Source organism: Pseudomonas sp. F9001, from assembly GCF_013385435.1.
Classification (GTDB): Bacteria; Pseudomonadota; Gammaproteobacteria; order Pseudomonadales; family Pseudomonadaceae; genus Aquipseudomonas.
The window spans coordinates 44,404-59,435 of the sequence record NZ_JACAPX010000036.1 but is presented as its reverse complement, the minus strand read 5'-3'; the positions used below and the strand labels follow the sequence as shown (position 1 = coordinate 59,435).

Here is a 15,032-nt window from a genome sequence, read left to right as displayed (position 1 = left end):
ATCCGGCGACTGATACAACGCCTTCGCGAGCAAGCCCGCTCCCACATTTGACTTTCATTGCTTCGCAGATCGTATTCAGATCACCAATCGCTGTAACGCCTCGCGCAACATCCCCGGGATCGTCACCGGCTGGTTCGACGCCCGATCCACAAACACATGCACAAACCTCCCCGCAGCACAGGCATCTTCTTCTCCCGCCTTGAACACCGCCAACTCATACTGCACCGAACTGTTGCCCAACTTGCCCACCCGCAGGCCGATCTCGATGCGGTCCGGAAAGGCAATCGAGGCGAAGTAGTCGCACGCCGAACTCACCACAAACCCAACCACTTCGCCGTCATGAATATCCAACCCGCCCTGCTCGATCAGGTAGGTATTCACCGCGGTGTCGAAGAAGCTGTAGTAGGTGACGTTATTCACATGGCCATATACATCGTTGTCGTGCCAGCGCGTGATGATCGGCTGGAAGTGGCGGTAATCGGCGCGTTGTGGCATGGCGTTGGTCATCGGTAAAACCCGGGCAGGAGGAGGCTCTCTTGATACTGGGTTCAAGCACTACCCGCAAGCCTAGGTTGGGCTTTGCTCAATCGTTTGCTGGACGCACGCCATACGCTTGAGCGCTTGATCCGTCTCGGCCGATTGCTGCAGGCACTGGCGATAGGCGGTGATATAGGTCTCGACTGCAGCGCTGGCCTGCTGCGGCGTGACCCGCGCCAGATACTCCACGAACGAACGCCGGCCGATCTGGAAGTGTTGGTAATCCAGCGGAAAATCCCAATAACCACCCCAGGTCAAAAAGCCGTGTTCGGCGAACAGGTCAATCACCTCTTCTGCCCGGCCAGGGCGCGCCGGCTTGCCGGGGCGGGCATCCAGGCGGTTAACGGCATTTGCGGTACTTGCCCTGGGCTCAACAGTGGCCTGGCCGGTGAATTCACCTCGCGGGTTACGCCCGAACAAAACGAATGGGTTTTGCAGAGGGTTAAGGTCAATTGCGGCGCCATAGGCGTGCAGCGACCACCCCGAAGCGCCACTGACCTGGCGCCCATTAAAACCACTGGTATTGTTGCGGGCCATCGAGACCTTGTCGTTGCCTCGATAGGTTTCCAGCCTGACCGCCTGATGCACCGGGAACCGACGTTGCAGCAACTGCCTGAAGATCTCCTCCACATGGGGCGCGATGGCATCCAGCACTACAAGCTGCCCGTTGTTATGCAGCACTCCGCCAAAGTCCACATAGCTGAACGTCACCCGCGCCAGGCGTGCGCAGGGCAATGGATTGGCGGCGGTGATAGTGTTGCGAAGCTGCATCTGCCGACAGTCATTCACGCTCAACGGGATGACCGAGGCCAGCGTGCCTTGTGCGACCAGCAACCCGGCGAACAGCAAGACGCCGGGGACAACACCACGAGAAAAACCAAAAGCCATGGGCAATTCCTTTGCAGAAGAAGTGAAGCGTCAAACCTTCTCACCTGCGGGCACGGTCCGGCTGTCGGCGGCGTCTGCCACTGGAAGGGAAAGCGCGACCCTCCAGACCGGAAATCAGGGTGCCTCCAACCCTGCCTCCGCCCATTCACGAACCTCTGCATAGGGATACTCCTCCAGTACCGCGAAACCTGGAATCCCTCGTGCCTTCAGCTTGGTAAACAACGGCACGCTGAGACCGCATAAAAACCGTGTCAGCCGCTCCGCGCTCGGCAAGTCGCCGCTGTATTCATGGTGGCTGTGGATAAATTCACCGCACAGCGCGAAAAAGTTTTTATCCACAAGCGGCGGCAAGCTCGGCGGCGCCGGCAAGTGGGCGACGTTACCGTGGCACACCGAGCAGTGCCCGCACTGCCGGGGCGCGTTTTCATCGCCGAAATAGTGCGCCAGGCGGTAACCCAGGCACTCCTGTGTCGCGAACAGATCCAGCATGGCGTGAATTCGCGCCACCTCCGTCACCTCATGCTGCTTGAAGCCTGTGTATAACTCCGTGCTCAGCGCCGGTGGATCGAAGTCGGTATTCAGCAGGGCGTAAACCTCGGTCATCTGCCGGCTTTCCATCTCGATCAGGCCTTGTTCCTGAAAGTAATCCAGGGCCTTCACCACCCGGCTGCGCTCGGCCTGGTGCTGTTGATACAGCGCGTCGAAGTCCACCGTCGCCCAGGTTTTCGCCCGTTTGCAGACCTGGATAATCGCTGCGACAAACTGCTGCCGCTCGCCGGTAAAACGCGCCAGCAATGCCTCTGGTTCAATCAAATACTTGAAGCGGTATTCGGCATAAAACGCGTAGCGTGGCGCGATCACACCCTTAAGTTCAAGCTGCACGAGCAAGGTCTTCAGCGGTAGTTCACGGATGTTGCTGTGGTCCGACAGTGACCGGAGCATAAACTCCCACTGTCCATCGGCACGGACCGCCTGTATTTCCTCCAGGACTCGGCGAATACCTTCCTGTTCCGGCGTATCGCCGTACACAAAGTTTTCCAGGATATTCAGGCTGTCGCGGTTGGCCAGAACCAGACACTCAGACGGCTGCCCGTCACGCCCGGCACGGCCGATTTCCTGGCTGTAGTTCTCGATGGATTTGGGCAGGTCGAAGTGCACCACGTTGCGGATATCGCTTTTGTCGATGCCCATGCCGAAGGCAATGGTGGCGACGATGCAGTTGGACTGCCCGCCCATGAATCGCTTCTGAATGGCTTCCCGCTTATCGTGAGCCAGGCCCGCGTGATAAGCCTCGGCCTGGATTCCATTGCGATTCAAATGCTCGGCAATCTGCTCCGCGGTTTTTTGCAGCGTGACGTAGACGATGCTTGGCTGATTGGCTCGCTCCTGCATCCACGTCACCAGGCGTCGTCGCTTGTCCTGGCCACTGACGGGCTCAACCAGCAGGTTGAGGTTGGAGCGATAGAACCCGGTGGTAATCACATCGTCAGGTGCAATGGCGAACTTGGCCTGCATGTCGGCGATCACCTTGGGCGTCGCCGTGGCGGTCAGCAGCAGCGCCTGGGGGATGCGGAACTGGCGTTGGTAATCCGGCAGCTTCAGGTAGTCCGGGCGAAAGTTATGGCCCCATTCGGAAATGCAGTGAGCCTCATCCACCACCAGCAGCGAGATCGGCACGCTTTGCAGGAAGTTGCGAAAGCGCTCGTTCTTCAAGCGCTCCACGGAAACCATCAGGATCTTCAGCTCGCCCGAACGCGCCCGGGCCATGACGTCATTGGCATCATCGCGGCTCTGGGCCGAGTCGATGCTGCCCGCCGAGATACCGTGGCGCTGCAGGAAACCCAACTGGTCCTGCATCAGCGCCAGCAACGGCGACACCACCAGCGTCAGGTGCGGCAGCAACACAGCGGAAAGTTGATAACACAGGGACTTGCCGGAACCGGTGGGGAAAATCGCCGCCGCCGAACGGCCGGCCAGCACGGCACTGACCACCGCCTCCTGGCCCAAACGAAACTGTGGATAACCAAAGACCTGTTGGAGGGTGTTGTGCATAAGCTGTCACTCCATTGACCGCTGAACGAGCCCAAAACATAGACCAGCGGATTCAGCGAATCGAGAAAGGTCGCAAGGAAAAAAGAGTCTGGATGATACACAGCCTGGGAAGTGGAGTAGGCACCCGTAAGAATCGTTCCAACCTTACGCGGGACGCATCTCGAAACTCATTGCGCTACAATCAACCTTCGCACCGAGAGGACGCTGTCATGGCCGAACTGACGTTTGAGCAAAAGCAGGATCACTACGACAAGATCCGTCGTTCCAACTACCTCGCCAGCCTGCGCCTGGAAGGGTTCGACACCCAGCCCGCCGACGTCGACAAACCCCTGCCGACCCGCGAAGCCGTCCTCGCCAAGTACCGCAACACCCCACGCTGATGCTCGACAAATATGGCGTGGGCCAGGACCCGTACTGCTACCCCGGTAGCAGCGTCCTGCGTAACCGCCTCGATTTGTTCGACGAAGAACGCCTGCATCAGGCCGAGCGGGAATTGTCTGAAATTGCCGTCGGCAGCCTTCCGCTGTATCCGCCGCCCTACGATCTGGAACGCCTGCAACACATCCACCGCACCCTGTTCGCAGACATTTACGAATGGGCCGGGGAACTGCGTACGGTCAACATCCAGAAAGGCGACACGCTGTTCTGCACACCGGAGCGTATCCCGCCTGAGGCGAGCAAGATCATCCAGCACATGGCGCAGGCCAACTGGTTTGTCGGGGTGACGCAGGCAGAGTTGGTGACGCAAATTGCCGAGGCCTATGGCGACCTCAACGTGATCCACCCGTTTCGCGAAGGGAATGGCCGGGCGCAGCGGATTCTGTTCGAGCAGATCATCGTGAATGCCGGGTTTTCAGTGAACTGGTGGCTGGTGAAGAACGCAGCGTGGATACCGGCGAACATCGATGCGGTGGCGTGCGATTATCGGGGGTTGGAGGCGATTTTCGAGCGGTGTATCAGCACCCCGCGCTAGCCCCGATCGTTCCCTACGCTCCGCGTGGGAATGCCGCCAGGGACGCTCCGCGTCCCGTCATCCGCGCACGACCCAAGCCATGAACACTGGTGACGCGGAGCGTCACGGGATGCATTCCCACGCGGAGCGTGGGAACGATCAAATGTGGGAGCTGGCTTGCCTGCGATAGCGGAGTGTCAGACAACACCTTTACCACTGAAACACCGCCATCGCGGGCAAGCCCGCCTCCCACATTTGACCAGTTTCGTTTGAAGGATCGCGGTGCCATCGATAAAGTCGGTCGCCTCCACCCACTCTCGCGTAACCACCATGAACCTGGCCCCCAACTTCCCCGAAGACATCGCGATGCAGCAGCTCCTGCAACTGCTGCATGAAGAAATTGGCCTGCCCGAACATAAGACGCTGCGCCTTGAAACCGCCATCAACCTCGAACTGGGCTGCGACGGCACCGAAGCCAATCAATTGATGGAAGCTCTGGAGCAAGACTTCGCTGTCGACTTGAACGACTACGACGCTTATCGTTATTTCCAACCTCCCGTCTTCGATGTCTTCCTGAAGCACAGAGCCAAAGGCCGCGGCGACAAAATCCCGCTGACCATCGGCATGCTTTACCTGGCTATCAAGGCCCAACGCTGGGACACGCAAACCCTGGAAAACCTGTAGGAGCGAGCTTGCTCGCGAAAAACCTGAGAGCGCCGCGTTCCCCCTGAAAGCCCGCATTATCGTTAACGACCTTCGCGAGCAAGCTCGCACCTACAACCAAGGACCTTACATGGACGTACTAATGGGCCTGCTGGCCGCCCTGCTCTGGGGCGGCACGGACTTCCTCGTGGGCCTCAACGCCCGAGCTGTCGGCGTCAAACGCGCGGTGTACTTCGGCCAGGCGCTGGGCTTCCTGATCATGACCCTGCTGCTGGTCATATTCCCGGCCTTCCTCGTCAAATCCCTCGCGGCGCCTTTGAGTGTGTGGCTCCTGGGAGCCGCAGCAGCCCTGCTGACCGTCTCCGGCGCCCTTGCGCTGTCCAAGGCCTTCTCGCTGGGCAAAGCGGCCATTGTCGCGCCGCTGGTGACGTCCTACGGTGTCGTGACTACTTTGCTGTCATGGGCCAGCGGCGAACACATCAGCCTGATCCAACTTGGCTGCATCGCTCTCTGCGTAATTGGCGTGATCCTGTCCAGCATTCACAAGGACAATGGCGTCCCTCACAACAGTTCCAGCCGCTCAATCGCCTACGCGATGCTCGCAGCGTTGCTCTACGGCACAAGCTTTTGGGTGCAGGGCCGCTACACCCTGCCGACGCTTGGCCCGGTCACGATGCTTTGGCTTGGGTATTTGGTTGGCCTGTGCGTCCTGGTGTTGATGGTGCTTAAGATCAAAGACGGCCTGAAAATCCCACCGCTGAAAAACTGCGCAACGCTGACCAGCGCGAGCCTGATGAACCTGGGTGGGTTCTCGGCGTTCTCGTGGGGTGCAATGGCGGGGTCGGTTTCCGTGGTGACGGTGATCAGCACCCTGTCCGGTGGGATCGCCGCGATTCTGGGGTTTGTGTTTTTCAAGGAGCGGCTGTCAGCGGTGCAAGTGACCGGTGTGGTGCTGGTGTTAGTGGGAGCCGTGGTTCTGCACCTCGTCGACTGATCCTTCGCCCACAAAAAAGCCGCCCACTAGGGGCGGCTTTTTCACAACGGCCGAATCTTACAACTTCGGACCCGCAGCCTTGATCGCATCGCTCACTTCAAACTTCTTGAAGTTCTCGATGAACAGACCCGCCAGCGCTTTCGCCGCTTCATCGTAGGCAGCCTTGTCAGCCCAGGTGTTACGTGGGTTCAACAGGCCAGTCTCGACGCCCGGTACGGCCAATGGCACGTCCAGGTTGATGGTGTCCAGGTGCTCGGTCTCGGCACCAATCAACGCACCGCTCTGGATCGCTGCAATCACGCCACGGGTGGTCGGGATGTTGAAGCGCTTGCCAACGCCGTAGCCGCCGCCGGTCCAGCCGGTGTTGACCAGGTAGACCTTGGAGCCGAAGCCGCGCACGCGCTTGATCAGCAGTTCTGCGTATTCACCCGCCGGGCGTGGGAAGAATGGCGCGCCGAAGCAGGTGGAGAAGGTCGACTTGATGCCGCCGCCCGAACCCATTTCGGTCGAGCCCACCAGAGCGGTGTAGCCGGATAGGAAGTGGTAGGCCGCTTGTTCTTCGCTGAGGATCGACACGGGCGGCAGTACGCCGGTCAGGTCGCAGGTCAGGAAGATCACAGCGTTTGGCTCGCCACCGAGGTTTTTCTCGGAACGCTTGGCCACGTGCTCCAGCGGGTAGGCGGCGCGGCTGTTCTGGGTCAGGCTGACGTTGGTGTAGTCGGCGTGCTTGGCATCGTCGATCACCACGTTTTCGAGCACGGTGCCGTGCTTGATGGCTTTCCAGATCACCGGCTCGTTCTTCTCGGACAGGTCGATGCACTTGGCATAGCAACCGCCTTCGATGTTGAACACCACACCTTCGCCCCAGCCGTGTTCGTCGTCGCCGATCAGGTAGCGGCTTTCGTCGGCGGACAGGGTGGTTTTACCGGTGCCCGACAGACCGAAGAACAGGGTCACGTCGCCGGCTTCGCCGATGTTGGCTGCGCAGTGCATCGGCAGCACGTCGGAGGCCGGCAGCAGGAAGTTCTGCACCGAGAACATGGCTTTTTTCATCTCACCGGCGTAACGCATGCCGGCGATCAGGACTTTTTTCTGGGCGAAGTTGAGGATCACGCAACCGTCGGAGTTGGTGCCGTCACGCTCTGGCACGCATTCGAAGTTGGCCACGTTGAGCACTTGCCACTCTTCACGACCGGCCGGGTTGTACTGGGCCGGGTTGATGAACAGGCAACGACCGAACAGGTTCTGCCAGGCAGTCTGGGTGGTCATTTTCACGGCCAGGTAGTGGTCTTCTGCAGCCCCTACGTGAACGTGGGAAACGAAATGCTCTTGCGCGTTGTTGAATGCCTCGACGCGAGCCCACAGGGCATCGAACTTGTCGGCCGGGAACTTGCGGTTGATCGGGCCCCAGGCAATGGCAGCCTGGGTGGAAGGCTCTTCAACGATGAAGCGGTCGACTGGCGAACGGCCGGTACGGTGACCGGTTTCTACGACCAGCGCACCGGTATCGGCAAGCACGCCTTCACCGCGCTGCAGGGCTTCTTTGACCAGATCGTCAACACTCAGATCGGTGTATACGGCGTTATTGGCTTGCGTCATGAGGTTCCCCGTCGGCCAGTGGCCGAGTGCTCCAAACGTTTTGTAGTAGAAAGTTGCGCACTACTACCGCGAAAAAAGTGGGCCGGATTATGCCAGAAAAGCCCAAAAAGAGTAGGGCCCTCCGGTCAGAACGGCGGAAATCCGGCGTTTGTCAGGTGATTTACCTGTGCTTAAACGTTTTAGTGGCGGGTGCCTGAAGGGGTATCTACGCCCGCGCCGGCGAATAATTGAGCAATATCGGCAGCGTCGAACAGGTAGCGCTGGTTGCAGAACTGGCAGTCGATCTCGATGTTGCCACCGTGTTCCACCACCAGGTCCTGCGCATCTTCCAGGCCCAGGCTGACCAGGGCAGTTGCCGAGCGCTCGCGGGAGCAGCTGCAGTGGAAGCGCAGGGACTGCACGTCGAACAGGCGCACGGCCTCTTCGTGGTAGAGGCGGTGCAGGATGGTTTCGTTATCCAGGCCCAGCAACTCTTCGGCTTTCAGGGTGCCGGCCAGGGCGGTGATGTGGGCCCAGCTGTCGGCGCGGTCTTCTTCGTCCTTGATGCGGTCGGCCGGCAGTTGTTGCAGCAGCAGGCCACGGGCGCGCTTGCCGTCGGCGTTGAGCCAGAAGCGGGTGCCCACTTGCTGGGACATCACGAAATAATTGGTGAAGCAGTCGGACAGGGTTTCGCCATCGAGGTCGACGATGCCCTGGTAACGCTGGCCTACCGTCGGATCGACGGTCAGGGCCAGCACGCCGTCTGGCATCAGGTCAGCCAGGGTCGCATCGGCGGCGATGCGGTCCGCGTCGTAGCGGGCCAGCCCACGGATTTCGCGCTCGCTGGAGCATTCGATCATCAGCAGCGGGATCGGGCCTTCGGAGCGGGCCTGCAGGATCAGCAAACCATCGAACTTCAGGGTGCCCACCAGCAGCGAGGCAGCCGCCATCAGCTCGCCGAGCAATTGCGCGACCGGCTCCGGATAGGGGTGCTTGGCAAGGACTTCGGCATAGCTGCGCTCCAGGGCGACCAGTTCGCCGCGGGCGTCGCTGTCGTCGAAGATGAAGCGTTGGGTGAAGTCGGTATCCGGTAGATCAGTCATAGGTCTGGGTATCTGAATTGATGACAAAAAGATGACAAGGTTTATAGAATTACACGCTTTAGCACCTTTTTGGTGCGGCCTTCTGCGGGAAAACGAAGCGCTTTAAAGCTAAGAGGAAACAGTTTATGAACAATCCGGGTTTGTTCCAAGCCAGGTGGGACCTCGGTCGATTGGCCCTGTGTAATTTACTCGCTGTGGGGCTGCTGTGTTTTTGGCTCTGGCCGGCGGGCCAGGCGCTCTGCACGGTTTTCGACGAGTGGCTGTTTCATCTGCTCAATGACCCGCTGGCAAGCAGCTCCGCGTGGCTGCATGTATGGGCGGTGGCCAGTTTGCGGCCGTTTGACGCGGTGGTCGGGGTGATTCTGCTGACGCTGTTGATCCGTGGCGACTGGGTGTTCAAGGCGATTGAAGTGCGCCAGGCGTTTTTCGGCTTCCTGGGCATTCTGCTGCTGTTGCTGTTTATCCGCATGCTGTTTTCCAAGCTGGCGGCGCAGATGGGCTGGCAACACCATAGCCCGTCGATGGTGATCAGCGGCGCGATTCAGATGAGCGACTATTTCCCGGGCCTGGAGAAGACATGGGAGTTGAAGGACCGCTCCAGCCAGAGCTTCCCGGGGGATCATGCATCGGTATTGCTGATCTGGGGGATGTTCATGACCGTGTTTGCCAAGCGGATCGGGCAGGTGCTGGTGATCTGGGGCTTGGCGCTGCTGTTCATGATGCCGCGGCTGGTGGCCGGTGCGCATTGGGGGCAGGACGATTATATCGGTGGGGTGTTGCTGGCGCTGTTGGCGTTGGGCTGGGGTTACTACACGCCCTTTGCAGCGAAGGTTTCGCGGGGGCTGGTGCGAGTGACGAGCCCGGTGTTTGAGTTGTTTCGGCGAGTACCGCTGGTTAATCGCTTGAGCGTGATTCGCAGCGTTTGAGTTGAAATAGCAGGAGCCGACCTGGCTCCTGCGGTCTGCCGATTAATCATCATTGCCACTGCCGCGAAACTTGAACAGGTCGCGCCGCTGCTTCTTGCTTGGCTTGCCGTCGGTGGTCATGCCCAGGGAGCCGGCCTTGCGCATGGCCGCCGCGTTTTCGCGCTTGGCGATGCTGGCTTCGGTCTCGGTATACAACGCCTGCGCCTCGGGAGCGCCCCTTCGCACAATTGAAAGCGCCTGGACCACGACGGTTCGTTCATCAAACCCGGCACGGATCTGAAACTCATCGCCGATGCGTGGCTCCTTGCCGGGCTTGCAACGCTCGCCGCGCCAATGCACCTTGCCACTCTCGATCGCCGCCTTGGCCAAGGCACGGGTCTTGAAGAAACGCGCCGCCCACAACCACTTGTCCAAACGGACTGTTTCTTCCTCTTCCTGCTTCTGAGCCACTTGAATTCCTCGCTCTGAAAAATGTCGCAACTTTACCGTTGAAACCCTTCAACGCATAAACCCTTGAGCTCACCTAAGATACGCCAGGTAGCATCCTGTTTTCGCGAGGTTAACGTGTGACCGACTTTCCCATTTCACTGACCTCGCCCAAACAAGCCTGTGCGGGCTGCCAGCAAAGTGAGCCGCTGGGCTTTGAGTTCGCCTTTGCGTATCAGCCTATCGTGGACCTGCGTAACCAGTCGATCTTTGCCCATGAAGCCTTGGTGCGCGGCGTGAATGGTGAGGGCGCGATGTCGGTGCTGGATCAGGTCAACGACAGCAATCGCTACCGTTTCGACCAGCAATGCCGCACCCGCGCGATCGCCACCGCTTCGACACTCAACATGCAGACGCACCTTTCAATCAACTTCATGCCCAATGCGGTCTATCGACCAGAACTGTGCATCCGCAGCACCCTGGAGGCGGCCCGCGCGCATAATTTTCCGTTGGATCGGCTGATTTTCGAGACCCTGGAAAGCGAGCATGTAGATAACTATCGCCATTTGACGAATATTCTGCGTGAATACCGCGAATTCGGCTTCAAGACCGCCATCGACGATTTCGGGGCGGGCTATTCGGGGCTGAATCTGCTGGCCGATTTCCAACCTGACCTGATCAAACTCGACATGGCGCTGATCCGCGATGTCGACCGTGATCGTGTCCGTCAGGTGATCGTCCGGGGGATTGTCACAATCTGTGAGCAGTTGGGCGTTACTGTCATCGCCGAGGGCATCGAAAGTGCCGGCGAGCGGGACTTTCTCGCCGACTGTGGAATATTTCTGATGCAGGGCTACTGGTTCGCCAAGCCTGCATTCAAAGCCCTGGCCGAGGTATCACCCGCCGCCTGGGCGTATTAATTGCCGGTTATTCATATTGAAGACATTTGACCATTTGACCGTTGTGGGTCTGCGTGAGTGGGTGGCACTTCCCGACTTGGGAGTGGCAGGCCTGCGCGCCAAGATCGACACCGGCGCCAGTACCTCAAGCCTGCATGCCACCGAGATCGAGCCATTTGAGCGCGACGGTGCAAAGTGGGTGCGCTTCACCGCGCACCTGGGCAGCGTGGTGCAACTGCGTCACCGGCGCTGCGAAGCACCGCTGGTGGCGATGAAAACCATTAAAAGCTCCAACGGCCAGGCCCAGGTGCGGTATGTGATCAGCACCACCCTGGCCCTGGGCGATCGGGTATGGCGGGTGGAATTCACCCTCGCCTGCCGCAAGGCCATGCGTTACCGCCTGTTGCTGGGCTCCAAGGCCCTGATTGACGGCCAACTGGTGGTCAGTCCCGGCGTCAAATACGTTCAAGACAAGCCGGTGTTCCCGGTCTCTACTACCTCTGCCACAGGTGCTGCATGAAGATCGCTGTGCTGTCGCGTAACCCGCGTCTGTATTCCACCCGTCGCCTGGTCGAGGCCGGCACCGAACGTGGCCATGAGATGGTGGTGATCGATACGTTGCGCGCCTATATGAACATTGCCAGTCATAAGCCGCAGATCCACTACCGGGGCAAACCGCTGGAAGGCTTCGATGCGGTGATCCCGCGTATCGGTGCTTCGGTGACGTTCTATGGCTGCGCGGTACTGCGCCAGTTTGAAATGATGGGGGTGTCTCCCCTCAATGAATCGGTGGCTATCGCCCGTTCGCGGGACAAGCTGCGCTCGCTGCAGTTGCTGTCGCGCCGTGGCATTGGCTTGCCGGTCACCGGCTTTGCGCACTCCCCGGATGACATTCCCGACCTGATCGAGATGGTCAACGGCGCGCCGCTGGTGATCAAGGTGCTGGAAGGCACCCAGGGCATCGGCGTGGTGCTGTGTGAAACCGCGACTGCGGCCGAGTCGGTGATCGAGGCGTTCATGGGCCTCAAGCAGAACATCATGGTGCAGGAGTACATCAAGGAAGCCGGCGGTGCGGATATCCGCTGCTTCGTGGTGGGCGACAAGGTGATTGCCGCGATGAAGCGCCAGGCCAAGCCGGGTGAGTTTCGGTCCAACCTGCACCGTGGAGGCAGTGCCAGCCTGATCAAGATCACCCCGGAAGAACGCATGACCGCACTGCGGGCAGCCAAGGTCATGGGGTTGAGCGTGGCGGGTGTGGATATATTGCGCTCCAACCACGGGCCGCTGGTGATGGAGGTGAACTCGTCACCGGGCCTGGAAGGAATTGAGACCACCACCGGCAAGGATGTGGCGGGGATCATCATTCAGCATCTGGAGAAGAGTGGTGGGCCGAATATGACGCGCACCAAAGGCAAGGGCTGAATACACCCGACCTATAAAGCACCGCAAAACCAGTGTGGGAGCGGGCTTGCTCGCGAAGGCGGTGGATCAGTCGACATTTCTATGGACTGACCCACCGCCTTCGCGAGCAAGCCCGCTCCCACATTTAGACCGCGTCCCTGGGCAACATCAGCCCCAACGGCAAGCGCACTCGCGCTTCCAGGCCGCCATCCGGCCGGTTGCGCAATTCGACGTTGCCGCCATGCATCGAAGCAATCCGCCGCACAATCGCCAGCCCCAGGCCCGTGCCTTTGCCACCCCGGGCACGGTCGCCGCGGGTGAACGGGTTGAAGATACCTTCCAGTTCCGCCGGATCGATGCCGGCACCACGGTCCATGACACTCAGCACCACGTAAGGCGCACTGGTATCCCCGGAAACGTAGGCTGCTACTTCCACATCGGAACCAGCGTGATGCAGCGCGTTACCAATCAGGTTATTCAGCAGGCGCTTCATCGAAACCCGACGCAACGCGAACGGCTGGATCGGTTCCAGGCGCATCCGCACCTGCTCGCCGTTCTGGTTGTAGGGCGCCACCACCTCACGTACCAGGTCCGTCAGGTCGACCTCTTCCACCACCTCGTCCCTGCCATCGCGGATAAACGCCAGGAACTGGTCGAGAATCGCGTCCATGTCCTCGATGTCTCGAACCATGTCGTCGGTAAGGTCGGTGTGGTTACCCATCAGTTCCAGGGAAAGCCGCAGACGCGTCAGCGGCGTGCGCAGGTCATGGGACACCCCCGCCAGCATCAGCTCGCGCTCGCGCCCCGCCTGTTCGACATCCTCGGCCATCTGGTTGAACGCGCTGTACACCTCGGTCATTTCACTCGGCGTATCGCTGATGGGCAGGCGCACACTGCGGCCCTGGCCCAGCTGGCGTGCGGCAAACACCAGGCGCTTGAGCGGCTGGTTGAGCTGGCGCACGAAAATCCAGGCAGACGCGGTGGAAAGCAAGCCAATCGCCAGGAACCAGCCCAGCACGTTCCAGATCTTCTGCCCCCGCAGTGGATGCGGATACAGCGGCACTTTCAGCCAGTCCTCCCCCAGGCTCGGCGCTCGCACCCACAGCGCCGGCGACACATGCATGCGCAACCGCACCTCGGTGTCTTCACCCAGTTCGGCCTGCATCTGGCGCTGGTAGATTTCGCTGTAGGGCCAATGTTGCTCGCCCTCGGGCACGCCCGCGCCCGCGACCCGGACCAGGGTAGCGGCCTTGGCGATCTTCTCGCGGTTCTCGGGGTCTGCGGCCCAATAGGCGCGCAAGGTCAGCGCGACACCGTGGCTGTACTGCCGGTCCACCAGCACGTCTTCGTTCATCAACAGATAAACCAGTGTCAGGGCCTTGGAAAACAGTACGACGATGAGCACCAGCCAAAGGGTGCGTGAGAAGAAACTCTGCGGGAACCACAACGGGGTTTTCATAAAAGACAGCTGGACACCTTGCAGGAGCGAGCCAAGCTCGCAGAATTGCAAACGCCGGGCAACCGGCTGACTCTTATCGAGTCATCACCGGCACGCCCGCCTCTGCAAATCATCGGTCACTTGGTTGCAGTGCCATCCGGCACAAACACGTAACCCACGCCCCACACCGTCTGGATATAACGCGGCTTGGATGGATCGGGCTCGATCATCCGGCGCAGACGGGAGATCTGTACGTCGATGGAGCGCTCCAGGGCGTCCCACTCGCGGCCACGGGCCAGGTTCATCAGCTTGTCGCGGGTCAGCGGCTGGCGAGCGTTCATCACCAGTGCCTTGAGCACGGCGAATTCGCCGGTGGTCAGCATGTGCACTTCATCGCCACGCTTGAGCTCACGGGTGGCCAGCGACAGCTCGTAGTCACCGAAGGTCACGCTTTCGTCTTCGCTGCCTGGGGCACCCGGTACCGGGGCGGCCTGGCGACGCAGTACGGCCTTGACCCGTGCCATCAGCTCGTCCGGGTTGAACGGCTTGGCCAGGTAATCGTCGGCGCCCAGTTCCAGGCCCTTGATGCGGCTCAGCTCATCGCCCTTGGCGGTCAGCATGATGATCGGGATCTGATTGTTGGCGCCGCGCAGGCGTTTGCAGGCGGTCAGGCCGTCTTCGCCGGGCAGCATCAGGTCCAGCACCACCAGGTTGAAGACTTCACGTCCCAACAGGCGGTCCATCTGTTCGGTGTTTGGCACCGCGCGGGCACGGTAGCCCTTGGAGTTGAAGAAACGCTCCAGCAGGCTGCTCAGCCCCGGATCGTCATCAACGATGAGAATTTTTTCGCCTTCAGCAGTTTGTGCAGTGCTGCTCATTAGATGCTCCTCTTATCTCGGCGCGCATTATGGCGTAGCTGCCGTTATACGCACCGTGTGCATTGTTAGCAGATTTTTCCTCTACCGCCAGCGAACCCGCGCCCTACAACCTTGGCGGCAATCCCCCCAAGGGCAGAACGCTGGTTATAATGCGGCGCCTTTGTGCAGGGCAACGTCAGTTCGTTACCGTTTACTGCCAGGGGATTTTTTTCACCCGCTTGTAGTGATTTTTTCGATTTCGAGGGTCAATAGGCTGCCTCTTGACCCAGGCAGCGGCGCCAGACGGGCCGCTCAACC

Annotated in this window: 16 protein-coding genes and 1 pseudogene; 8 read left to right on the top strand and 9 right to left on the bottom strand. The window is 60.1% G+C overall.

Features of this window, described 5'->3' with window-relative positions; translation table 11 throughout:
• Positions 1–75 precede the first annotated feature (75 nt).
• From HX818_RS26650 to HX818_RS26640, 3 genes are all read right to left on the bottom strand, one after another.
• Positions 76–507 carry a thioesterase family protein gene (locus HX818_RS26650; RefSeq protein ID WP_003213207.1) on the bottom strand — a complete coding sequence of 144 codons (432 nt, stop codon included), beginning with the start codon at positions 505–507 and terminating at the stop codon, positions 76–78.
• Between the two features lie 60 nt (positions 508–567).
• Positions 568–1,425, bottom strand: coding sequence for a M15 family metallopeptidase (locus tag HX818_RS26645; protein ID WP_003213205.1), 858 nt, complete (start codon positions 1,423–1,425; stop codon positions 568–570).
• 114 nt (positions 1,426–1,539) lie between these two features.
• On the bottom strand, positions 1,540–3,477 hold the full coding sequence (locus HX818_RS26640) for an ATP-dependent DNA helicase RecQ (RefSeq protein ID WP_177021023.1): 1,938 nt from the start codon (positions 3,475–3,477) through the stop codon (positions 1,540–1,542).
• A 209-nt stretch (positions 3,478–3,686) separates the two neighbouring features.
• On the opposite strand from HX818_RS26640, the gene HX818_RS26635 reads away from it, so the two are divergent.
• From HX818_RS26635 to HX818_RS26625, 3 genes are all read left to right on the top strand, one after another.
• Positions 3,687–3,857, top strand: a complete 171-nt coding sequence (locus HX818_RS26635) for a YhfG family protein (RefSeq protein WP_003213201.1) — start codon at positions 3,687–3,689, stop codon at positions 3,855–3,857.
• Positions 3,857–4,450 carry a putative adenosine monophosphate-protein transferase Fic gene (locus HX818_RS26630; RefSeq protein WP_003213199.1) on the top strand — a complete coding sequence of 198 codons (594 nt, stop codon included), beginning with the start codon at positions 3,857–3,859 and terminating at the stop codon, positions 4,448–4,450. The genes HX818_RS26635 and HX818_RS26630 overlap by 1 nt, the downstream gene beginning before the upstream one ends.
• 309 nt (positions 4,451–4,759) lie before the next feature.
• Positions 4,760–5,113 carry a DUF1493 family protein gene (locus tag HX818_RS26625; protein ID WP_134325549.1) on the top strand — a complete coding sequence of 118 codons (354 nt, stop codon included), beginning with the start codon at positions 4,760–4,762 and terminating at the stop codon, positions 5,111–5,113.
• On the opposite strand, the pseudogene HX818_RS31560 reads toward HX818_RS26625, so the two are convergent.
• Positions 5,091–5,213: pseudogene (locus HX818_RS31560) on the bottom strand (outer membrane lipoprotein carrier protein LolA); the annotation flags it as partial. The gene HX818_RS26625 and the pseudogene HX818_RS31560 sit on opposite strands and share 23 nt — an antisense overlap.
• A 21-nt stretch (positions 5,214–5,234) precedes the next feature.
• Between HX818_RS31560 and HX818_RS26620 the strand changes: the two are divergent.
• On the top strand, positions 5,235–6,086 hold the full coding sequence (locus HX818_RS26620) for a DMT family transporter (protein WP_087692724.1): 852 nt from the start codon (positions 5,235–5,237) through the stop codon (positions 6,084–6,086).
• Positions 6,087–6,143: 57 nt separating this feature from the next.
• On the opposite strand, the gene HX818_RS26615 is transcribed toward HX818_RS26620, so the two are convergent.
• Together HX818_RS26615 and hslO are read right to left on the bottom strand one after the other, a co-directional pair.
• Positions 6,144–7,685, bottom strand: coding sequence for a phosphoenolpyruvate carboxykinase (locus tag HX818_RS26615; protein WP_003213191.1), 1,542 nt, complete (start codon positions 7,683–7,685; stop codon positions 6,144–6,146).
• 179 nt (positions 7,686–7,864) lie between these two features.
• Complete coding sequence (gene hslO, locus HX818_RS26610) at positions 7,865–8,767, bottom strand: Hsp33 family molecular chaperone HslO (RefSeq protein WP_102367891.1); 903 nt, start codon at positions 8,765–8,767, stop codon at positions 7,865–7,867.
• A 125-nt stretch (positions 8,768–8,892) separates the two neighbouring features.
• On the opposite strand from hslO, the gene HX818_RS26605 reads away from it, so the two are divergent.
• A complete protein-coding gene (locus tag HX818_RS26605; protein WP_087692726.1) occupies positions 8,893–9,693 on the top strand; it encodes a phosphatase PAP2 family protein in 801 nt (266 codons plus the stop codon).
• 42 nt (positions 9,694–9,735) lie between these two features.
• On the opposite strand, the gene HX818_RS26600 is transcribed toward HX818_RS26605, so the two are convergent.
• A complete protein-coding gene (locus HX818_RS26600) occupies positions 9,736–10,143 on the bottom strand; it encodes a S4 domain-containing protein (RefSeq protein WP_177021022.1) in 408 nt (135 codons plus the stop codon).
• A 116-nt stretch (positions 10,144–10,259) separates the two neighbouring features.
• Here HX818_RS26600 and HX818_RS26595 point away from each other — a divergent pair, with 116 nt between their 5' ends.
• From HX818_RS26595 to rimK, 3 genes are read left to right on the top strand one after another with little or no spacing between them, the layout of a single operon-like run.
• Positions 10,260–11,039 (top strand): EAL domain-containing protein, encoded by a 780-nt coding sequence (locus HX818_RS26595; protein ID WP_177021021.1) that lies wholly within the window; start codon positions 10,260–10,262, stop codon positions 11,037–11,039.
• 34 nt (positions 11,040–11,073) lie between these two features.
• Positions 11,074–11,538 (top strand): ATP-dependent zinc protease, encoded by a 465-nt coding sequence (locus HX818_RS26590; RefSeq protein ID WP_371132397.1) that lies wholly within the window; start codon positions 11,074–11,076, stop codon positions 11,536–11,538.
• Entirely contained in the window at positions 11,535–12,440 is a 906-nt protein-coding gene (gene rimK / locus HX818_RS26585; RefSeq protein WP_003213178.1) for a 30S ribosomal protein S6--L-glutamate ligase, read from the top strand. The genes HX818_RS26590 and rimK overlap by 4 nt, the downstream gene beginning before the upstream one ends.
• Positions 12,441–12,564: 124 nt before the next feature.
• On the opposite strand, the gene HX818_RS26580 is transcribed toward rimK, so the two are convergent.
• Together HX818_RS26580 and ompR are read right to left on the bottom strand one after the other, a co-directional pair.
• Positions 12,565–13,878 carry an ATP-binding protein gene (locus HX818_RS26580; RefSeq protein ID WP_003213176.1) on the bottom strand — a complete coding sequence of 438 codons (1,314 nt, stop codon included), beginning with the start codon at positions 13,876–13,878 and terminating at the stop codon, positions 12,565–12,567.
• Between the two features lie 116 nt (positions 13,879–13,994).
• Positions 13,995–14,735, bottom strand: a complete 741-nt coding sequence (ompR, locus tag HX818_RS26575) for a two-component system response regulator OmpR (protein ID WP_003213175.1) — start codon at positions 14,733–14,735, stop codon at positions 13,995–13,997.
• Between the last annotated feature and the right edge of the window lie 297 nt (positions 14,736–15,032).